This window comes from Streptomyces corchorusii (genome assembly GCF_001514055.1).
GTDB classification, from domain to species: Bacteria; Actinomycetota; Actinomycetes; order Streptomycetales; family Streptomycetaceae; genus Streptomyces; species Streptomyces olivaceoviridis.
On record NZ_KQ948355.1, the window covers coordinates 151,424 to 171,487 of the forward strand.

The 20,064-nt window shown below is 71.1% G+C and carries 19 protein-coding genes and 2 pseudogenes; 8 read left to right on the forward strand and 13 right to left on the reverse strand.

The genetic code is table 11. From position 1 onward, the window contains the following. Positions 1 to 205: 205 nt before the first annotated feature. On the reverse strand, positions 206 to 1,429 hold the full coding sequence (locus tag AQJ11_RS13525; RefSeq protein ID WP_208616498.1) for an MFS transporter: 1,224 nt from the start codon (positions 1,427 to 1,429) through the stop codon (positions 206 to 208). A 407-nt stretch (positions 1,430 to 1,836) separates the two neighbouring features. On the opposite strand from AQJ11_RS13525, the pseudogene AQJ11_RS45775 reads away from it, so the two are divergent. Further along, a pseudogene (locus AQJ11_RS45775) lies at positions 1,837 to 2,507 on the forward strand (IS701 family transposase); the annotation flags it as partial. A gap of 236 nt (positions 2,508 to 2,743) precedes the next feature. On the opposite strand, the gene AQJ11_RS13545 reads toward AQJ11_RS45775, so the two are convergent. Together AQJ11_RS13545 and AQJ11_RS13550 are read right to left on the reverse strand one after the other, a co-directional pair. Further along, entirely contained in the window at positions 2,744 to 3,103 is a 360-nt protein-coding gene (locus tag AQJ11_RS13545) for a DoxX family protein (RefSeq protein ID WP_059263190.1), read from the reverse strand. A 156-nt stretch (positions 3,104 to 3,259) separates the two neighbouring features. Further along, positions 3,260 to 3,754: a cupin domain-containing protein gene (locus AQJ11_RS13550; RefSeq protein ID WP_208616499.1), complete on the reverse strand. Its 495-nt coding sequence runs from the start codon at positions 3,752 to 3,754 to the stop codon at positions 3,260 to 3,262. Positions 3,755 to 3,835: 81 nt separating this feature from the next. Between AQJ11_RS13550 and AQJ11_RS13555 the strand changes: the two genes are divergently transcribed. Then, positions 3,836 to 4,687 (forward strand): LysR family transcriptional regulator, encoded by an 852-nt coding sequence (locus AQJ11_RS13555; protein WP_244218219.1) that lies wholly within the window; start codon positions 3,836 to 3,838, stop codon positions 4,685 to 4,687. Here the strand turns inward: AQJ11_RS13555 and AQJ11_RS50975 are convergent. After that, positions 4,681 to 4,926 (reverse strand): annotated as a pseudogene (locus tag AQJ11_RS50975) (hypothetical protein); the annotation flags it as partial. The gene AQJ11_RS13555 and the pseudogene AQJ11_RS50975 overlap by 7 nt on opposite strands. 268 nt (positions 4,927 to 5,194) lie before the next feature. Here AQJ11_RS50975 and AQJ11_RS13560 point away from each other — a divergent pair. Both AQJ11_RS13560 and AQJ11_RS13565 read left to right on the forward strand, forming a co-directional pair. Next, complete coding sequence (locus tag AQJ11_RS13560) at positions 5,195 to 6,064, forward strand: class II glutamine amidotransferase (protein ID WP_059263193.1); 870 nt, start codon at positions 5,195 to 5,197, stop codon at positions 6,062 to 6,064. Positions 6,065 to 6,337: 273 nt separating this feature from the next. Next, entirely contained in the window at positions 6,338 to 7,033 is a 696-nt protein-coding gene (locus tag AQJ11_RS13565; protein WP_041664920.1) for a glycerophosphodiester phosphodiesterase, read from the forward strand. A gap of 299 nt (positions 7,034 to 7,332) precedes the next feature. On the opposite strand, the gene AQJ11_RS13570 is transcribed toward AQJ11_RS13565, so the two are convergent. The 4 genes from AQJ11_RS13570 to AQJ11_RS13585 form a co-directional block, all read right to left on the reverse strand. After that, a complete protein-coding gene (locus AQJ11_RS13570) occupies positions 7,333 to 7,932 on the reverse strand; it encodes a dihydrofolate reductase family protein (protein WP_059263194.1) in 600 nt (199 codons plus the stop codon). Position 7,933: 1 nt separating this feature from the next. Beyond that, on the reverse strand, positions 7,934 to 8,788 hold the full coding sequence (locus tag AQJ11_RS13575) for a metalloregulator ArsR/SmtB family transcription factor (protein WP_059263195.1): 855 nt from the start codon (positions 8,786 to 8,788) through the stop codon (positions 7,934 to 7,936). A gap of 120 nt (positions 8,789 to 8,908) precedes the next feature. Further along, positions 8,909 to 10,189 carry an MFS transporter gene (locus tag AQJ11_RS13580; RefSeq protein ID WP_059263196.1) on the reverse strand — a complete coding sequence of 427 codons (1,281 nt, stop codon included), beginning with the start codon at positions 10,187 to 10,189 and terminating at the stop codon, positions 8,909 to 8,911. Between the two features lie 276 nt (positions 10,190 to 10,465). After that, on the reverse strand, positions 10,466 to 10,903 hold the full coding sequence (locus AQJ11_RS13585; RefSeq protein ID WP_059263197.1) for a glutaredoxin domain-containing protein: 438 nt from the start codon (positions 10,901 to 10,903) through the stop codon (positions 10,466 to 10,468). Positions 10,904 to 10,924: 21 nt separating this feature from the next. On the opposite strand from AQJ11_RS13585, the gene AQJ11_RS13590 reads away from it, so the two are divergent. Further along, positions 10,925 to 11,320 (forward strand): hypothetical protein, encoded by a 396-nt coding sequence (locus AQJ11_RS13590; protein WP_244218220.1) that lies wholly within the window; start codon positions 10,925 to 10,927, stop codon positions 11,318 to 11,320. A 142-nt stretch (positions 11,321 to 11,462) separates the two neighbouring features. On the opposite strand, the gene AQJ11_RS13595 is transcribed toward AQJ11_RS13590, so the two are convergent. Further along, positions 11,463 to 14,252, reverse strand: a complete 2,790-nt coding sequence (locus tag AQJ11_RS13595) for an AfsR/SARP family transcriptional regulator (RefSeq protein ID WP_059263198.1) — start codon at positions 14,250 to 14,252, stop codon at positions 11,463 to 11,465. Between the two features lie 166 nt (positions 14,253 to 14,418). On the opposite strand from AQJ11_RS13595, the gene AQJ11_RS13600 reads away from it, so the two are divergent. From AQJ11_RS13600 to AQJ11_RS49215, 3 genes are all read left to right on the forward strand, one after another. Continuing rightward, positions 14,419 to 14,790: a hypothetical protein gene (locus AQJ11_RS13600; protein ID WP_014670320.1), complete on the forward strand. Its 372-nt coding sequence runs from the start codon at positions 14,419 to 14,421 to the stop codon at positions 14,788 to 14,790. Between the two features lie 19 nt (positions 14,791 to 14,809). After that, a complete protein-coding gene (locus AQJ11_RS13605) occupies positions 14,810 to 15,202 on the forward strand; it encodes a hypothetical protein (RefSeq protein ID WP_059263199.1) in 393 nt (130 codons plus the stop codon). A 95-nt stretch (positions 15,203 to 15,297) separates the two neighbouring features. Further along, entirely contained in the window at positions 15,298 to 15,510 is a 213-nt protein-coding gene (locus AQJ11_RS49215) for a hypothetical protein (RefSeq protein ID WP_059263200.1), read from the forward strand. A 61-nt stretch (positions 15,511 to 15,571) separates the two neighbouring features. Here AQJ11_RS49215 and AQJ11_RS13615 read toward each other — a convergent pair whose 3' ends face one another. From AQJ11_RS13615 to fabI, 4 genes are all read right to left on the reverse strand, one after another. Continuing rightward, positions 15,572 to 17,104, reverse strand: coding sequence for a long-chain-fatty-acid--CoA ligase (locus AQJ11_RS13615; protein ID WP_059263201.1), 1,533 nt, complete (start codon positions 17,102 to 17,104; stop codon positions 15,572 to 15,574). Between the two features lie 301 nt (positions 17,105 to 17,405). Then, the gene (locus tag AQJ11_RS13620) at positions 17,406 to 18,302 is read right to left on the reverse strand and encodes an alpha/beta hydrolase family protein (protein ID WP_059263202.1); all 897 of its coding nucleotides are present in this window, start codon (positions 18,300 to 18,302) and stop codon (positions 17,406 to 17,408) included. After that, complete coding sequence (locus AQJ11_RS13625) at positions 18,299 to 19,240, reverse strand: beta-ketoacyl-ACP synthase III (RefSeq protein WP_059263203.1); 942 nt, start codon at positions 19,238 to 19,240, stop codon at positions 18,299 to 18,301. Before AQJ11_RS13625 ends, AQJ11_RS13620 begins: the two co-directional genes overlap by 4 nt. Then, complete coding sequence (gene fabI, locus AQJ11_RS13630) at positions 19,237 to 20,046, reverse strand: enoyl-ACP reductase FabI (RefSeq protein WP_208616500.1); 810 nt, start codon at positions 20,044 to 20,046, stop codon at positions 19,237 to 19,239. Before fabI ends, AQJ11_RS13625 begins: the two co-directional genes overlap by 4 nt. Positions 20,047 to 20,064 lie beyond the last annotated feature (18 nt).

The window sequence follows — 20,064 nt, forward strand, 5'->3', positions numbered from 1 at the left end:
GCCGACCCTCGGCGAACCCTTTGAGGCCACCTCCGTCGGCTCACGACGTACACCCCGCGGCCGCGCATGCGCGGCCGCGCACTTCCTCGCCCTCCCCTGCTGACCGCCAAGGCGATCGAGATCGACGCGTTCGGCTACGACAGCTCCAGTGGGGATTGGCCAGGATCGCTTTGGGATCGGAGCCGAAGAGGACGCCGTGGGCGGGTCAGGCGTTGTCCGGCCATGTCAGGCGGCGGGCGTAGTGGGCCCATACAGCGATGACCATGAGGGCGGCTGTCATGCCTCCCAGAGTCATGACCGTCGAGGGTGAGCTGGCGTCGACGACGACTCCACCGGTCAGAGCGCCGAGGGAGATCGTGGCCTGGAACGACGCGGTGAACAGGACGGAAGCGGCTTCGGGGGTGTCGGGGCTCGCCTTGGTGAACCATGTCTGTGAGCAGACAGGGACCGCCCCGTAACCCACGCCCCACACGATGAGGAGGGCGATCGCTCCGACTTTCCCATGACCCAGAACGGGCAGGAGCGACGTGGCGCCGGCGATCAGGCCGGCGGCGGTGCCGAAGGTGGCACGTGGGTGGCGTGCGACCAGGGACCCGCCCAGGAAGTTGCCGAGGACACCCGCTGCTCCGTAGATGAGCAGGAAGACGGTGATGAGCCCGGAGCCGACGTCGGTGACCTGCTCAAGAAACGAGGTGACGTAGGTGTACGTGCCGAAGTGCGCCAGCACGACCAGAACGGTCAGGACCAATGCGAATCGGGTGGCAACACTGTTGAACATGCCGCGGAGGACGTCCAGGCGGGTCGTCTGCTGAGGTGGCAGTGGCGGTGTGACGAGCAACAGCATGATGAGTACACCGACGGTGAAGCCGCCCATGGCGATGAACGCGGTACGCCATCCGGCCAGATCGCCGATGAGCGTGCCGGCCGGCACGCCGAGTACGGAGCCCAAGGGTACTGCGGAGAAGATCACCGCTGTGGCCCGGCCGGCGGATTCGGCGGGTACCAGGCGTTCGGCCAGTGAGGCGCCGATGGACCAGAAACCGCCGATGACGATGCCGACGATGACGCGGGAGACCAGGACCAGCCAGTAGTCGGGGGCTGCCGCTGCCAGGAAGTTCGCTGCGGCGAGCAGGACCATGAAGGCGCACAGCATCAAGCGGCGGTCGATCCGCGCGGTCGCGACGGTGACGACGGGTGCTGCAATCGCGGCGAGGAAGCCGGGCATGGTCATCATCAGTCCGGCCATGCCGTCGGAGATGGTGAAGCTGGCACCGACCTTGGTCAGAAGTCCGATAGGGAGGATTTCTGTGGTGACGATGGAGAAGATGCCCAGCATCACCGCGACGACGGCCAGCCATCCGATCACCGGGGAGCGGTCCGCTGAATCGGCCCCGCCAGGATCGCGCGCGATGGTGGTGGATGCAGTCATGAAATCCGTCCTGTGATGTGCGTGCTGTTACGTGATCAGTGCAGCAGGCGGAGCGGGGCAAGGGCTGGCAGATTTGCGACGTCAGCGCTGCCTGGAAGGGTGTCGTCGCAAATCTGCTGATGGGCGTCCCTGCTGTCGCACAGCACATGACGCAGGGGCCGGTGTCGTCGCCGCGTCGACGGGAGTGTTCGTGCTCGCAGCGGCCCCACTTGCCGCTGCCGGCCAGTCCCGGCTTGTCGAAGTCAGCCGGCTGTGGGTCCAGGAGCGGGCGGCGGATGGCGAAGCGTTCGACCAGGAGATCGCGACCCAGCTCCTGAGCGATCTGGCCCGGCTTGCTCACGGCCTCCGCGGGCGGGACCACCGCTTGTAACTGCTGGACGGCGTAAAGAGGGAGACGGCCGCCGTTGCCGGCCGGCATACAGCACCTGCTCGGCCGGGCCGGGTGGGATGCCGACCGCGTGCATGACGACGTGCGTGAGTGCGTGCTGGAGCATCTGAGCGACGAGGATGCGGTGCTGGTGGTCGGCAAGACCGGGGACGTGAAGAAGGGCACGCACACCGTCGGCGTCCGGCGCCAATACACCGGCACCGCCGGGAGGATCGAAAACGCGCAGGTCGCGGGCTACCTCGTCTGCGCGGACACGCGGCGGTCGACCGGGAGCTTTGCATCCCGGCCGCCCGCATGATCGGCCGATTCCTGGACGCCGGGTACCGCGTGGGCTGGTTCGCGGGCGACGAGGTCTACGCCGGCAACCCGAAACTGCGGGCCGCGCTGCAAGAACGCGGGGTCGGCTTCGTACTTGCCGTCGCCTGCTCGGCCGAAGTCACCACCGGTGCGGGGAAGTTGCGCGCGGACGCCCTGGCCGGGAAGGTGCCGAAGCGGGCCTGGCAGAAGCTGTTGGCCGGGGCCGGTGCCAAGGGGCACCGCTACTACGGCCGGGCCGTCGTCGGCTTGGCCGAAGGGCGGCCCGGCAGTCATCGGCTGCTGATCCGCCGCAACCGCACCACCGGTGAACTCGCCTACTACCGCTGCTGGTCGCCCGCCCCGGTGCCCCTGGCCACGCTGATCCGCGTCGCCGAGGTCAGCCAGGGCATCGGCGCCGGCAAGAAGAGCGAAGCAGCGAGCGGCACCTGGTCACCGACACGCTCGGTCTGGCGCTGGCTGTCCCTGTTATCGCCGTGGATGCGCTCAACGGACCCTCCCAGGCTGGTTCGCCGGGGCGCGACGTCGCCGCCCACCCAGACCTCAAGGGGAGCCCCCGCTCCCTGCTACCGGACGTGGTCGCGCACTCCCCGAGCCCGTTCGTCGACAGGTCACAGCCGGGTCGCAAGCCAGGTGGTCACGGCCGCCGTAGCGGTGAGCCCGGCGTTGAGTGTGATCCGGCGGTCTCCGCCCATCAGGTGGACGGTGATCGCGCCGGCCTGTAGGAGGACGAAGCCGATGGCCGCGGCCGGCGCGAGCGAGGGAGCGATGCCGGTCAGTGGCGGCAGGATCAGGCCGGCCGCGCCGAGTATCTCGACCGCCCCCAGCGCCCTGAGGGCTGGCAAGGGCATGTGGTCGACCCAGGCCATCATCGGCCGGAGTTGATCGCGGCTGCGGATCGCCTTCAGCGTGCCTGCGTAGACGTAGAAGATGGCGAGCAGTCCCGCGATGGTCCAATAGGCGATGTTCATGGTTCCCGTTCATGGTTACCGTTCATGGGCCACCGGTTCACGGGGACCCGTCGAGTGCGTCGATCACCAGAAGAGCCCTGGTGAAGGCCCGGTCCGTCGTTTGGAGGGACCCGGAGGCGAAAGGTGGCCGGGCCAGGCCGTGCCGTGCCGTCGGCTTCAGGCGAGGTCGGTGGCGGGCTCGGTCGCGTAGCGGCTCATCGCGTCGATGTTGGCCTGTGGTGTCAGCGGTCGGCCGTCGGCGAGCACGTCCTGGAGGTCCCGGAAGTACTGCACGTACAGGTCGGGGGTGAACGTGCTGAGCATGAGGGCGGGTTGGTCGGTCAGGTTGGCGAAGGTGTGCGGGGTACCGGGCGGAACCATCACGAGGGTGCCCGTGGTGGCGTCGTAGTCCTGGTCCCCGACGGTGAACCGCACGGTGCCGGACAGGATGTAGAAGCCCTCGTCGTGTCGGGCGTGGCGGTGCTGCGGCGGTCCCTGGGTGTGCGGGGCGAGGACGGACTCGGCGATCGCGAGGCGGTGCCCGGTGTGACTGCCGTCCTCCAGAATCCGCATGCGCGTGGTGCCCAGAACGATCATCTCGCCATCGCCGGGGCCCACCACCGACAGAGCGGGGTGGGTCTGCGGCTCGCTGGTCTTGGCTTCTTCGGTCATGCTCACGAGTTCACCGCCGGGTACCGGCCCGTGTCCAAGACCTGTCCCGCGGCGCCGATACCTCGTGGGTATCGTTGCAGCGTGGAGCTACGGACCTTGCGCTACTTCGTGGCGGTCGCCGAGGAACTCCACTTCGGCCGGGCCGCCACCCGGCTGCACATGAGCCAGCCGCCGCTGAGCCGGGCGATCAGGCAGTTGGAGGCTGATGTCGGGGCCCTGCTCTTCGCCCGCTCGCCTGCCGGCGTCACGCTCACTGCGGCGGGCACGGTGCTGCTCGACGAGGCACGGGCCCTGCTCGAACACGCCGACCGCGTCCGGGTGCGCGTGAGCGCGGCGGCCGGCGCCGCGACCATCACCATCGGCATCCTGGGCGACGGCACCGACCCGGGAGTGGCCAGGCTGGCCGCCGCCTACCGTCGACACCACCCCGCAATCGACATCCGCGTCCGCGACACCGATCTGACCGACCCGACCTGCGGTCTGCGCGCCGGACTGGTCGACGTCGCCCTCACCCGGGCGCCGTTCGACGAGACCGCCCTGACGGTGCGTGCACTGCGGACCGATCCGGTCGGCGTGGTCCTGCGCGCCGACGATCCGCTGGCCCGCCGCGACGAGCTGCGACTGGCGGAACTGAGCGACCGCCGCTGGTTCCAGTTCCCGCAGGGCACCGATCCCATCTGGCAGTCGTACTGGAACGGGGGCAGACCTCGCGAGGGCCCAGAGGTGCGCGCCGTCCAGGAATGCATGCAAGCCGTGCTGTGGAACGGCACGGTCGGTCTGGCCCCGCTCGGACACGACCTGCCCGCGGAGCTGACCGTGGTGCCGCTGATCGACATGCCGCCGAGCCGAGTGGTTGCGGTGTGGAACGAGGGTGACACCAACCCGTTGATCCGATCCTTCATCGGGATCGCGACCACCGCGTACCGTCACTGACCACCGGCAACCGGTGCCGCCGCAACTCGTGAACGACGCGAACGCCACGGCCCCGGGGGCTGCCTCCCAAGTTGGACTCCCAAGGAGAGGAGGTGGGAGCGGAAGACGACCGAGTTGACTGTGCGGCGCATCTCGCATTCGCCGTAGTAGAAGTCGGCGGCGCCCGGTTCGTTCTTGCCGTCCTCGAACGCCTTGCGCAGGTGTCGGTGCAGCGCGGTGACGTCTTCTGGGCCGGGGGTGCCGACCCGGCCAGCACGCAGGGCCTCCCCGCCGTCTGTGACAGATCCATTTGGTTTGTCACCGGCCCTACCTGGGACTCCCGCCAGAAGCAGACAAACCCCTCAGAAGGGACGAGTATGTTTGGCGATGCAGCACGTTAGCCCCCCGAGAAGAACATGATCATGGCTTCGCCCACGGCGCGCACCCCGGCCGCCACCGACGACAGAGCACGAACCGCCGGCCCTGCGCGAGCCAGGAAGGGCCGGCCGATCCCTCTGGAGGAATGCCGTGTGCCGTCTCTTCGGTCTCAGCAGCGCCCCGCTCCGTACCCGCGCCACCTTCTGGCTCCTGGACGCCCCCGACAGCCTCAGTCGGCAGAGCCACCGCGATCCCGACGGCACCGGCCTCGGCCACTTCACCGCCGACGGCACCCCGCGCATCGACAAGGCCCCCACCGCCGCCTACCGCGACCGCACCTTCGCCGAGGAGGCGCGCGAGGTCGAATCGGCAACCTTCATCGCCCATGTGCGCTTCGCCTCCACCGGAAGCCTGGACGTCCGCAACACCCATCCCTTCGAGCAGGACGGGCGACTTTTCGCCCACAACGGGGTCATCGAGGGCCTGGACAAGCTCGACGACCACCTGCGCGAGGACCGGTCGCTCGTGAAGGGCGACACCGACTCCGAGCGGTTCTTCGCCCTGATCACCCGGGAGACCCGGCGGCATGGCGGTGACGTGACCGCGGGCATCCGGCACGCCGCCCACTGGATCGCCGACAACCTGCCCGTCTACGCCATCAACCTGATCCTCATCACCCCCGAGGAACTGTGGGCCCTGCGCTACCCGGACACCCACGACCTCTACGTCCTCGAACGCCGGGCGGGCGGCCAGCACGGCGACCGGCATCTCGACCACAGCGGCACCCACGGTCGCATGCGCGTCTACTCATCGCACCTTGCCGAGCACCCCGCCGTGGTCGTCGCCAGCGAGCGTATGGACGACAATCCGCACTGGCGCGAGATGGAGCCCGGCGAGCTGCTCCACGTCGGCCCCGATCTCCGCCTCACCCGCCAGGTCGTCCTTCCCGATCCTCCGGCGCACCTGCTCACCCTCGACGACCTGCACCCCGACGCGGCCGCCTCCCAGCAGGCCGCCTGAAGGTGCCCGCACCGCAGCCACCAGGGACCCGGCCGGCCGCCCGGCCGCGGCTGCCGCAGTCACGACGCCCTACCGGACGGACGCGGGCAGCTTCACGTTCCCAATGCCGTGCTGATTCGAGGCGCGTTCCGGCGTGGTCCGGGCGGGTGGGAACGTGCGGCTGGACGGGGCCCGTTAGGCTTGGGCCCGTTGGCGGGTGGTCGCCCGCTGCCTGGCGGGGGTACGGCGCTTGTGCGGCTGCCCGGGATCACCACACCGGAGGACGGCAACCGAGTGTCTTTCTTCACCATCGGCCACCGCGGTGTCATGGCCGCCGAGCCGGAGAACACCTTGCGCTCTTTCCTGCGGGCCGAACGGGAAGGGCTGGACGGCATTGAGCTGGACTTGCATCTGAGCAGGGACGGCGAGTTGGTCGTCATGCACGATGAGACCCTGGACCGTACGACGGACGGCTCCGGTCCGATCGCCGAGCAGGAGTTGGCGAAGCTCAAGGAGCTCGATGCCGGTCTGGGTGAGCGGATCCCCACGTTCGGGGAGGTGCTGGACGCCGTCGGGCCGACGTTGCCGATCCAGGCGGAGATCAAGGACGTGGCCGCTGCCCGGTCGTTGGCCAAAGTGCTTGCCGACCGTGACCTGCTGGATCGGGTCTCCGTGCTGTCGTTCCACGACGCGGCGCTGATCGAGGTCCGCAGTCTGCTGCCGCAGGCCCGGACCGTGCTGGTGGCAGGGGCCAGTGCCCACCGTGACACCTTCGTCGGCCGTGCTCAGCAGGCTGGTTCCACTCTGGTCAGTGTGGAGTTGCGCCAGCTGAACCGGGCCATCGTGGACAGGTGCGGCGCCGCCGGTATCGACGTGATGGCCTGGACCGTCAACGACGAACGCGACTTGGCGCTGGCCCGCGCTCTGGGTCTGGTGGGGTGCGTGACCGACCAGCCTGGCATGAAGCGCTTGGTCGAGGCCACGGCCTGACCTCTGGCGGTGTTGGGCCGTGGGGCGGCGGGCCGGGCATGAACGCGGCGGGATCGCTTCCGTGGCGGGACACGGGGCGGCCGATCTCCCGGGTCGGGCGCCGCCTGCTGTGTGCGTGGGCCCGCACCCGGCCATGAGGCCGCGGCCGGTTGGACTCGGGAGACGTCCTCGCCTGGTGGTGGCCGTGTACCTGTCGGCCCTCGTGTGGGTGGCCTTGGTTCGCTTCCTTGGACCGCGTGACGCTGCCCGTCCTTGTTCATGGCTGCCCGTGGCAGCGAACGGTCAGCCGGCGGGTGGGTTCAGCGGAGCCGGTCGTAGACGAGGGCCAGCGTGCCGTGCTCGCCGACGGCCTGGCTGACGAGCCCCCACCGCCCCGCGGGCAGTCCGTCCTGGAAGAGGCGCGGGCCGTCGCCGAGGACGACGGGGAAGACCGTGAGGGCCAGTCTGTCGACCTTGTCGGCCGCCAGCAGGGCCTGGATGACGCTTGCGCTGGACAGCACGAGGATGTCACCGCCGTCGGTCGCCTTGAGGTCCGCGACCGCCTGGGCGGTCGGCTTGTCGACGACCGTCGTGCGCTCCCACGGCGCTTGGCGAAGGGTGGAGGAGAGCACCACCTTGTCGGTCTCGACGAGCCACTTCGCGAAGCCCTCGTCCCGGGGGTCGGCGCCTTGCATGCCGATGACGGTGGGCCAGAAGCCGAGAAAGCCTTCCGCGTTGACCCGTCCGAGCAGGGCCGTCGTCGCCGGCTGCCAGAGGCTGGTCAGGTGGTCGCGGGCGACGTCGGTGACGGCGTACGGCATGACCCAGCTCATGTCCTGGGGGTCGGAGCCGGCGTAACGGCCGTCGAGGGAGAGGGCCATGTTGGTGACGACTCGGCGGCCGGCGGTCTGCTCGGTCATGTCATGCTCCTCGTGTCGGGGGTGTGCGGTCGGTGGCGACGGTGTCGTGCGAGCTCGCGGCGAGGAGCGTTGTGAGTTTGTCCAGGCTCTGGCCGAAGCCGATCTCGATGCCTGCGATGAAGTCGGCGGAGTCGACGGTGCTGTCGGCGAGCCGCCAGTGAACGTCGAGGTCCGTGCCGGTTCGCGTCGCCCGCAGGTGGAGGTCGATGTGGGCGGTGAAGGCATGGCCGCCGTCGGGAAGCAGCGGGGAAAGCCGGTAGGCGAGGCGTTCGTGGGGGTGTACGTCGTCGACGACTCCCTCTGCCCGTCCTACGACCGCGTCGGTGTCCTCGGCATCGCGGTACTCCTGCGCGATCCGTCCGCCCGGCCACGCCTCGAAGACGAGGTCGGAGACCTGGAGGTCCTCAGGAGCCCACCATCGGGCGAGCAGCGCCGTCTCGGTCAGGTGGCGCCAGACCAGCTCGGGATCCGCTGCCAGGGGCCGCAGGAACGTAAGCGAGCGGTCGTCGGCCCATCCCGGCTGCCGCGCGGCGAGCCGTTCCGCGTCACGGCTGAGCTCATAGCGGGCATGAGCGGCTCCCGGGCCACCGGCCTGATCCGCGGTGTCCGCGAGCCGGTCGAGCGTGGCCGCCAGCTTGCGTAGTGCGCTCGGTTGGAGGGCGTAGACACGGCGCTGGCCGGTGCGCCTGGAGATGACGACACCGGCGCGCTCCAGGGCCTGTAGGTGCTTGGTCGTCTGCGGCTGGCGAGCCCCGGCGAGTTGGGCCAGAACACCGACCGAGCGAGGCCGCTCGGCCAGCAGGCCCACGAGCCGCCAGCGGGCCGGGTCGGCCAGCGCGGTGAGGAGTGCGTCCACGCTCCGGAGTATTCTCGACGAGGAATATTCGTGTCAAGGAATATCTCACGCGTCCCGCCGGCCCCGCCTCCCAGTCGAGCAGGAGCCGCTCCCCCGCATCGCTGCAATCCGGCTGAACCGCTACGCGGAGGGGCCTTCCGTGGCCGGGGACGGAACCGCTTCCGGCGTGGGGGCCGGAACGTTCCCGGTGGGGACGCGTGCCTTACGCCATGGCAGGAGCAGCGTGCTCGCCATGCACAGCAGGCCGGCGGTGAGCAGGGCGCCGCGTACCCCCGCTGCGGCGGCGATGAGGCCACCGGTGATCATGAAGGCGGCCTGGCACGTCTTCGAGCCGACGGACCAGGAGGTGGCGACGCGGGACATGAACGCGTCCGGTGTGGCCGCCATGCGGTACGTGGTGAACGACGGGTTGAAGACCCCGGCGGAGAAGAGCAGGCCGAAGTCGGCGGCCACGATGACGAACACACCGAGGGCGCCGGAGGGCGTCAGGGGCAGCAAGATCGTCCAGAGCGTGCGCGCGACACCGGACAGCAGCAGGACGCGACGCTGTCCGAATCGCCGGGTGAGCAGCGGGGTCAGGCGTGAGCCCAGCACGCCGCCCAGGCAGGGCAGTCCCAGGGCGAGTCCGTACTGCCACGGTGCCAGGCCGAGGTCGTCCAGCATGAGGGCGGCCATCAGCGGTGAGGCCATCATGACGGATCCGCCGAAGAGCAGCGCGTTGAAGAACAGCGGGCGCAGTCCTGGGTGCCGTAGGAGGTACTGCCAGCCGGCGGTGATATCACGGCCCAGGTGAGAGGCGGCGGCGCGTTGCGGTGGCGCGGGTTCGGGCCGGCGGATGCGACGGATGCCCAGGGCCGATCCGAGGAAGGACAGTGCGTCGACCACCGTGGCGGCGGGCGCGCCCAGTGCCCCGATCAGGAGCCCGCCGACGGGTGGGCCGGCGCTGACGCTGATCCAATTGGTGGTTTCGAACAGGCTGTTGGCACGGAGACGGTACTCGGGCGGGACGAGTGCCTTGAGGTGTGCGCCGCTCGCCGCGTCGAACGCGACGGATGCCGCCGTCTGGAGAACGCCGACGACGCACAGCTGGGTGAAGGTGAGCGTGTCGAACGCCATGGCGACCGGAATGCTCGTCAGTACCACGCAGCGGGCCAGATCGGCGGTGATCATGACGGGCCGCTTGTACTGGTGCTCGATACGCACTCCGAGCGGCAGGGCGATCACCCCACTGGCCACCGCGGACAACGCAGCCAGCACAGAGACCTGGAGCGCCGAGGAATCCAGCACCAGGAGGGCGATCAGCGGCAACGCCCCCATGCCGACGGCACTGCCGGCCGCGCTCACCGCGTAGGCGCCCCACAACCGCCGGAAGTCCTGCCCGAGTGTGTTCCGCCGTACCAAGCCAGCCTCCCGAGGTGTGAAGGCGCTCAGCGTAGTGACTGCGACCGTCCACCACCCCGTGATCAGGCCATCGCCGGACCCGCCTCAGAGCTGGGATCAGAAACCGGCACGTGTCGAGCACCCGTGTCCAGGAGAGACCCGACAGGCAGTCCGCGATCGTCGTCGGCGTGCTTGAGTCCGTCGTCCCAGTACACGTCGAAGGTGACCTCGCTCGGCCACTCGTCGCCTCCGCGCTCGCGGAGGGAGAGTTTGCGGTGCTCCAATGCTGTCCTGAGGTCACGCGGACGGGGAGAGCTGTTCGCGTACCCATGCGGGATCGGGGTTGGTGTGCGGCCGGCCCGCCACGACGACGGTCGGCACGGTCTCGTTGCCGTTGTTGGCTGCCCTCACCACGGCGGCTCCTGCCGGGTCACGCCAGATGTCGACCCAGTGCAACCGGCGGGCGCTGCGGCCCAGGCGGATGCGCAGTCGTATGCAGTACTTGCAGCCGGGACGCCAGAAGACGACTGGCCGGCCGTCGACCGCGCTGCGCCGTTGTGCCTCCCGTGCACCGATCGACCTCGGGAAGATCAGGGGCGAGTTCACGCCGGCGAATGCCAGGAACGCCAGCAGGAGTGCTGCGGCTGTGCCGGGGTTCCCCTTGATGATCTGCCCGGTCGCGAGGGCTGAGCCGCTGAGCAGAAGCAGTACCGGCAGAATCCATGCGCGCATCATGGTGGTGCAGGCTATCGGTGCGTGGGACTGTCAGCCGCGGATGCCGGAATCGGCGGCATGGCGCTGTGCGACTGCTTCTCCGCCGCTGACGACCGAGCTGCCGTCGCGGTCCTCCGGACTTCGGGAGGGCCGGGGCAGGCGGATCTCGACGTGGTCATCCTCAAGAACATCGACCCGGTCGTCGCGATCGCCCAGCTCGAAGCCCTCATGGCCGACTGCACCAGGGAGGAGGCCGGCGAACGCCCGCGGTCCGGACGCCTGCTGTCGGAGTCGGAGGACGGCCCGCCGTTCGTGGTCAGCCTGTCGGACACCCTGGTCGGTGCCCTCGCCACGGCGACGCGGAACGCCCTCGCCGGCTTCGCCGAGCCGTGGTCGATGACCGGTGAACTGCGGCTGTACTGCTGGCGGGCCCTGTGACCCACCGGTGTCCGGTGCCCTTGTCCTTGTTCGGCAGTCCGCGCCGCCGGCGGGTGCGGTAGGGCTGTCCGGTGAGGGTGGGGACCTCGGCTTGGCGGACCAGGCAATCGATCATCGAGGTCCGGCGACCGAGCCGTCCCCGTCAGGGCTCGGTGCGTGCCGCCAACCGCTCGGTCACCTCGCGTGCTTCCGCCGCCCGGCCCTGGTCCCGGTACAGGGCCAGCGCCGTCGCCCAGGCCCGACGTGCCGCGTCGTGCTCTCCCGCATCGGCGTGCATGTCCCCGAGGGAGGCCCACGTGTCGGCCTCCCGGTTGGCGTTGCCGATGGCCTGGAAGTGGGTGAGGGCCTGCTGGTACGCGTCCAGGGCACGACTCGTCCGGCCGGTGCGCCGCGCGATGTACGCCAGCGTGTCCCACGTCGCGGCCTGCCCCTCGCCGTCCTCGTGGATCTGGAGCAACGGCAGCGCCTGGAGGCAGTGTGCCTCGCCGCTCGCGTACCGGCCGAGCCGGGCCAACGCCCAACCGGTGCCGTTCAGGATGTTGGACTCGCCCACCTGATCCCCGAGTGCGCGGTATCCCTCCAGCGCCTGCGCGAAGTGCGGAAGGGCGCGCTCGTAGGCGTTGATGCGGACGTGGACCTCGGCGAGCGAGTGGTGCGTGCGGGTGAGGCCCGCGGTGCCGCCGTCGGCACGGAACCGCTCCAGAGCCTCGTCGAGATGGGGCAGGGCTTCGTCGTAGCGCCCCGCCTGCGCCAGGGCGACGCCGAGCCGCTGGCGGGTGTGGGCCGTCAGAGACGGATCGTCCAGGCCGGTGGCCGCGTCCAGGGCCGTGTACCAGGCCCGGATGCTTTCCTCGAACAGCCCGCGGCGCCAGCGGAACGTGTGCAGTGCCCAGGTCAGGCGGCACAACTCCAGTCTCATGCCGCGCTGTTCGGCGATGGCGATGACCTCCTGGAGGCAGGCGTACTCGGCGTCGAACCAGGCCAGCGCGGCCTGCGCGTCGCCGAAGGCGAGGGGAGCGGGCCCCGGGTCGCCGAGTGCGGGTGGGTCCTGTGCCGTGCGGTGCGGCTCCAGCACCCGGTGCGCCGCCTGGGCCGTGCACACGTAGAAACCGACGAGACGGCGCGTGTGCCGGTCGCGTTGCGTGGCGGTCAGGCCGGTCGCCTGCTCCTCGGCGTACAGCCGGATCAGGTCGTGCATCTGGTAGCGGCCCGGTCGGTGCTGGCGGACCAGGCAGGCTTCTTCCAGGACGCGCATGGTGCGCAGGGTCCGCGTCGGGTCACGTTCGATGAAGTGGGCCAGCGCGGCCAGGGACACGTCCTGGTGCGGCAGGAGCCCCAACAGCCCGAACACGCGGGCCGGTTCTGCGTCCAGCGCGGCGTGCGAGGCGGCGAACAGGACGCGGAGACTGACGGAGACGTCCCCGGTGTCCAGTACGTCGAGGCGGGCGCTCGGATCGCGCAGGTCCTGGGCGAGCTGGTCGAGGGAGGCGCCCGGTAGGCCGTCCGCATGCGCGGCGGCGATGTCGAGGGCCAGCGGCAGCCCGGCGCACCAGCGGACGATGTCGCGCAGGGCCGGCTCGGACGCGGCGCGGTCGTCTCCCGCCCGGCTGGCTAAGAGGCGCGACGATTCGGCGGGCGACAGCACGCCGAGGCCGACGATGTCCGCGCCGGCCCGCACCTTGAGGCTGCTCAGCCGATTCCTGCTGGTCACGAGCGTCCTGCACCCAGGTGTCCCCGGCAGGAGCGGCACGACCTGTGCACTGTCGCGAGCGTTGTCGAGAACGACCAGCATCTTTCGCCGGGCCATCAGCGTGCGATAGAGCGCCGCGCGGCCCTCGGTGTCGGCGGGCAGTTCGCTCTCGGCCGCCCCGAGAGCCATCAGGAACAGGTGCAGGACGTCGCCGGGGTCGGTGGGGCGGACACTGGGGCTGAAGCCGTTCAGCTGGGCGTAGAGCTGGCCGTCGGGGAACTCGTCGGCGTGCTGGTGTGCCCAGCGCAGAGCGAGCCACGACTTGCCGACTCCGGCCATCCCCGCGATCACACGGACGTCCGGCGCCGTGTCGTCGGCGCGGCCTTCCCGTGCGTCGAGGAGCCGCAGCGCGTCGTCCCGGCCGACGAACCCAGAGGGGGAGGCGGGGAGTTGGCGCGGTGTGCGGCGTTCGGGCGCTTCGGCCGCAGGTGCGGCGAGGGCGTCGTCGAAGACGAGGATCCGCTGATGGAGCTGCTGCAACTGGGGGCCGGGGTCGGTGCCGAGCCGCTCCACGAGCCGTTGCCGCAACTGCTCGTAGGCGGTGAGGGCAGCGGCGGGCTGTCCCGTCCGGTACAGGGCCAGCATGTGCAGGTGGGCCACCTGTTCGTCGAGTGGCTGCTCGGCGGCGAGCGCGGCGAGGGGCTGGACGAGGTCGACGTGCCGGCCTCGGTTCAGCAGCAGCTCGTAGTAGTCCAGCCGGGCCCGCTGGTGTTCCTCCGCCAGCGTGAGACGGTACGCGTCGAGCCAGGGAGAGCGCAGCCCGGCCAACGGCTCGCCCTGCCAGAGCGCCAACGCCCGGCCGTACGAGATCTCGGCCTCCCGAGGGTCGTTCGCACCCCGTGCCTGCTCGACCAAGGAGCGGAAACGGAACAGGTCGACGGCCGAGCTGTCGGTCCGCAGCACATACCCGGCGGGCGTCCGCACGATGTCCCACCGCTCCGCGTCGGCCGGATCCGAGCGCAGGGCGCGCAGCCGCGACACGTAGCTGTAGAGCGAGGCCATCGCACGCGGCGGGACGTCGTCCCCCCACACCCGCGTGAGGAGCGTCTGAGCGGACACGGGTCGGTTGACGTCGATGAGGAGCAGTGCCAGGACGCAGCGCTGGCGCGGTGATCCGGGGGCGAGTTCGGCCCCGCGGGAGCGGATGGTCACATCGCCCAGAAGGGTGAATCCGATGCTCATGCCGGTCTCCGTCCCGCGCGGTCTCGCCGGGCCCAGGCCGGCCGTCGCGGCTGTCCCGCCCGACACCGGTCTGAGCGCCCCTGCAAGAAACTATCAAGCTCCTTGCAGGGCGCGTACCGAACAGTGGTGGGTGACCAGCACGTACCGCAGGGGGAAGGACCACATCGTGCCTCATCACGACGTACTGCTTCGCGGACTGCTCGGCGTCACCGCCGTCGCAGCCCTCCTGACGGCCGGAGCGGGGACCGCCACGGCCCACACCGCACCAGCCGCCCACTCGACGGCCGCACCGGCGAAGGCGTTCGGCGCCCAGTCCTCGCCGGGCCGCTACCTGGTGGACGGTGCTCGCATCCACACCCAGCCCAGCACCAGTTCCACGACGGTCGGTTACGGCTACGGGAGCCACGACGTCACCGTCCACTGCGGCCGCGTCGTGGCGGGCCAGGAGTGGTACTACCACACGGACAACACCACGCACGTGACCGGCTGGGGCCGGTACGACGTCGTCGTCCCGTACCTCGCCGTCGGCACCTGCTGACCCGGCCGCAGGAGCAGTCATGAGCACACGCATCCGTCGCCGTCACCGTCTGTACGCCGCCACCCTCGCCGTCTTCGGCGCCACGGCCGCCCTGCTGCTGCCCGCGTCGGCTGCCGGCGCCGCCGAGGGGGTCCCTGCCGCGTCCGGCACCGCCCCGCGGGCCGTCGCCGCCGCTCCGGGCGACTACCTGGGGACCGGGGTGCGGATCCGGGCCCAGGCCAACGGCTCGTCCACCATCAAGGGCCTCGGGTACGCGGGTCAGGGAGCGACCGTCTACTGCTGGCAGGACGGGCCCGCCGCCAACCCCAGCCTGACCATCAGCTGGTACTACCACCGCAACAACGCCACCGGGGTCACCGGCTGGTCCAGCTGGGACGTCTTCAGGCCGTCCGCCGAAGTACCGCACTGCTGACCCGGCGCCACGCGTGATCGCGTCCGGTTCTTCGCCCACGGGGGTGGCGGAGGACCGGACGCGATCGCGTTGCACGCGGTTCGTCCCTGGCGCTCGTGCCCAGCACGGAGTTCGGCGCGCAGCGCAACGTGGGCGAGGACGGGCGGTGGCAGGAGGCCGGTGGCGGCCTGGCGGACGACCGGATCGCGGTAGTGGTTGAGGTACGCGGCCAGGGCGTGGCGAGCAAGGCGTGGACGCCGGCGCTGGGACGAGGAGTGGACGACGGCGACCTTGACGGTAGGGCTCGCGAGCGGACCCCCTGTCCGTGACGACGGCGCGTCGGCTTCCCGTCCTGGACCGTGGGAGCCGGGCGCGGCACGGTGGAGCGCCTCAGTCGGCGTCCGGCTCGGGTCGGACGATCTCGCGCTTGAGTATCTTGCCGGTCGGGCCCTTCGGCAGGGAGTCGGTGATCCACACGATGCGCGGGTACTTGAAGGGCGCGACCCGTTCACGGACGTAGCCGAGCAGCTCGTCCGGCGTGGCGGACGTCCCGGCGCGCAGCACCACGGCGGCGGCGACCTCCTGTCCGTGGACGTCGTGGGGTACTCCGATGACGGCTGCCTCCGCGACCGCCGGATGGGTGTAGAGGACTTCCTCCACCTCACGCGGATAGACGTTGTACCCGCCGCGGATGACGAGGTCCTTGATGCGGTCCACGATCCGGAAGTCCCCCCGGGCGTCCCGGGTCCCGAGGTCACCGGTGTGCAGCCAGCCGTCCCGTACGGTCTCGGCGGTCGCCTGCGGCCGGTGCCAGTAGCCCCGCATGACGTTGTGCCCACGGATGACGATCTCGCCCACCTCGCCGTCGGGCAGTTCCCTGCCCTGGCGGTCGACGACGCGCATCTCGACGCCGTCGATCGGAATGCCGATCGTGCCCGCGACGCGCTCGCGGTCGATGCGGTTCACACAGGCGAGCGGCGACGACTCCGAGAGCCCGTACCCCTCCAGTACGGCGCAGGCGAACGTCTTCTCGAACGCGTGCAGCACCTCCACGGGCAGCGGGGAGCCGCCGCACAGGCCGACGCGCAAGGTGGAGAGGTCGTACGGCTCGGACTCGGGGCTCTGTGCCAGCCGCAGCATCAGCGTGTACATCGTCGGGACGCCCAGGAAGACGGTCACCCGGTCCCGTTGGATCACGGAGAAGGCGTCCGCCGGTGTGAAGCGCGCCAGCAGGGTGAGGCAGGCGCCCACCGACACCGCGCAGTTCAGCCCCATGACCTGCCCGAACGAGTGGAAGAGCGGCAGTCCGCCGAAGATGACGTCGGCGGGGCCCAGGCGGAGCACGCGCACGCCTTCGTCGACGTTGCGGCGCAGGTTGTGGTGGGTGAGTTCGGCGCCCTTGGGGCTGCCGGTGGTTCCGGAGGTGTAGAGGACGACCGCGGAGTCGGCGGGCGAGCGCGGCTCGTCGCGCGCCGACGGACGGTGCGCCCGCAACCCGTCGAGGAAGGTTTCCGGTTCGACCACGAGGTGCGGGGTGCCGGTCCGGCGGGCGCCTTCCACCGCCTCCTCCGCGCCCTGGTGCCAGGAGAAGAGGAGGGCGGCTTCGGCATCCTTGAGGCAGTGCTCGATCTCCCCGGCCTTCAGCAGCGGATTGAGGGGGACGACGATCGCCCCGGCGCGCAGGATGCCGTAGTACAGCACCGCGAAGACGGGGCTGTTCGGCAGGAGGACGGCGACGCGGTCGCCGGGTGCCGTGCCCAGGGCGCGGAGCCGCGCGGCGGCACGGGAGCTGAGGTCGTCCAGCTCGGCGAACGTCAGCTCGTCGGCGTCCAGCCGCAGGGCCGGACGATCGGGGTACGCGGCAGCGCTGCGGGCCAGCAGGGCCGGTACGGTGCCGGGGTCGTGCGAGGGCTCGGGGTGCATCGGGGGATCCTCCGGTACGACGGGTCGACGGGGAACGGGCGTCAGCGACTCAGGTCGATCACGGTTGCCAACGGGCCGTCATCGGCCGGAGGTTGTGCAGCACGCGGGCGGGAGAGCCGGGGGCCGGGGGCGCGCACCCGGCAGCGGACCTCGAATACTCCGCCGGGCCGGAGGCGGTGGCGATCCGCGTCGCCCGGCGTTCTCGTCCGCCCGCGTCGCACCCTGACGGCAGCGACTCCTCCCGCGCCGCCCGCATCCCCGCCCGCCCGCATCCCACCCGACGGCAGCGACTCCCCCGGCATCAGGCCGCCCGCCCCGAGGCGGTGGTGACCTGCGCCGCCCAGGCCCCTATGCGCTCGACGAGTCCGCCGTGGTGCCGTATCCAGCGGAAGTGGTCCAGCGGGCGGTGGTCGGCGTCGGCGCTCGTGTAGTGGAGGCGGTCGATGCGGGCGGCGGGCATCTTGGCACACAGGTGGTCCACGGCCGTCGGCGGCGCCAGGGTGTCGTTCTCGACGTCGACCGCGAGGACGGGCAACGTCACCGCCCGCAGTGCGCGCTCGTAGTCCGCCCGCGCCCCGGGCACGGTGTAGCGGCCGGTGCGCATCTGGCGTGCCCAGTCCCGCATGAGCCGTGCCGGCTGCCGCCCGCCGAACCCGAACCGGTCCCCGGGCCAGTACCCGAGCATCCCGGCCCCGGCGGCGCTGAGCTGACCGCGCACCAGCCAGCGCGCCCCGTTCCGTCCCAGTGCCCGGTACCAGGCGGAGCCGCTGGCGACGAGCACGACGCCGTCGAGGTGCGGCGGCTGGAACAGCCCGCAGTGCACCAGCCCCAACTGCCCGCCCAGGCTGTGCCCGAGCAGCAGCCGCGGGGCCGTGGGGTAGGCGGCGTCGACGACGTCGAGGACGGCCCCGATGTCGTGTTCGACGATCTCGCGGTAGCCGAACCGGACGCCACGCGCGGGCACCGGAACGCTCTCGCCCTGCCCGCGCAGGTCCGTCGTCACCACCGTCATGCCCTGCCGGTGCAGCGCCCGCACCAACGGCAGGTAGTTGCGCGCGGGCATCCCCATGGCGGGCAGCAGGACGACGACGGGGGCGCCTGAGTCGTCGTCCCGCGCCTGCACCCGTACGGTGAGCCGCGCGCCGTCGGGGGTCGTGATGTCGCCCAGCAGCGGCAGGCGGGGTCGCCTGGCGCTCACCCCAGCCGCCAGCCGAGCACGCCGGCGCCCCAGGTGATGCCCGCGCCGAAGGCGGCCACGCCCAGCACCCCGGACGGCCCGAGCCGGCCGTCCTCCTGGGCGTGGGCCAGGGCGATGGGGATGGACGCCGAGGAGGTGTTGGCCACCCGGTCGACGTTGAGGAACAGACGCTCGGGTGGCACCCCGATCTCCTTGCCGACGGCCTTCACGATGCGGGCGTTGGCCTGGTGGGCGACGAACAGGTCGACGTCGTCGCAGGTCAGCTCGCACCGCTCCAGCACCCGCCGGGTGGCGTCGCTCATCTTGTCCACGGCGTGGACGAAGATCTCCGGGCCGTCCATGCGGAGCTTGCGGTCGTGGCGGTCGGCGTAGAGCAGCCCGATGTGTTCGCCGTCGGAGGCCAGGTGGAAGGCGGGGGCGACGGGGGCGTCCGGGAGGTCGGTGAGGACGACGGCGCCGGCGCCGTCTCCGAGCAGGACGGCCGTCGACCGGTCCGCGGGGTCGGTGATGCGGGTCAGCGCCTCCGCCCCGCAGACGAGGACGGCCCGCGCCCGCCCGGACTCGATGAGCGCCGTCCCGTGATCCAGGGCGTAGACGAAGCCGGCGCAGGCCGCGTGCAGGTCGAAGGCGGCGGCCTGGGGCGTGCCGAGTCGTGCGGCCACCTCCACCGCCAGCCCGGGTGTCGTCCGGTCGGGGGTGGTCGTGGCGACGACGACGTGCCGCAGATCGGCGGCGTCCCGTCCGGCCTGCCGCAGCGCCGTTCGGGCGGCGGTGACGGCGAGGTCGGCGAGTCGGCCGTCCTCGGGCAGGAAGCGGCGCTCCCTGATCCCCGTCCGTTTGACGATCCACTCGTCGGACGAGCCGATCGCCTCGAAGTAGCTGTTCGGCACGGTGCGTTCGGGCAGCGCGGCCCCGATGCCGGTGATCGCCGCTGTCATCGTGCGGCCTCCTTCCGGAAGGTCTGGCCGCCCACGCCCATGCGGACGGCGTGCATACCGCCGTCGGCGTGCACGATCTCACCGGTGACGGTGGCGGCGAGGTCGGAGAGCAGGAAGAGGACGGGCCCGGTGAGGCGCCGCACGTCCGCGCGGTCCCAGCCGAGCGGCGCGTCCCGCTCCCAGCGGTCGGCGATGGTGTCGAAGGTGCTGATGGCCGACCCCGCGACCGTCTCGACGGGTCCGGCGGCGACGAGGTTCACGCGGATGCGGCTGTCCCCGAGGTAGAGGGCGAGATAGCGGCAGACGGCGCCGAGCGCGGCCTTGCTGACGCCCATCCAGTCGTAGCCGGGCCAGGCGCCGGAGGAGTCGAAGTCCAGCCCGACGACGCTGCCTCCGTTCCTGGCCAGCAGCGGGGCCAGGGCGACGGTCAGCCCGTGCAGTGAGACGGCCGCCGTGTGCAGGGCGTGGGTGGCGCTCTCCACGGGGGTGGTGAGGAAGTTGCCGCTCAGGGCCGACTGGGGGGCGGCGGCGATGGCGTGCAGGACGCCGTCGACCGCGCCCCACCGGCTCTCCAGGTCCTTGGCCAGCCGGGTGAGGTCGTCCGGCCGGGTGACGTCGAGTTCCAGGACGTCGGTGGGGCGCGGCAATCCGGCTGCCGCGGCCTCGGTGATCCGTCGCGTCCGGCCGAACCCGGTCAGCAGTACCTCGGCGCCCGTCTCCTGGAGTGCCTTGGCGGTGTGCCAGGCGATGGAGTCGTCGTTGAGGACCCCCGTCACGAGATAGCGGCGTCCTTCGAAACCGAGCATCACGCTGTGGCCTTTCCT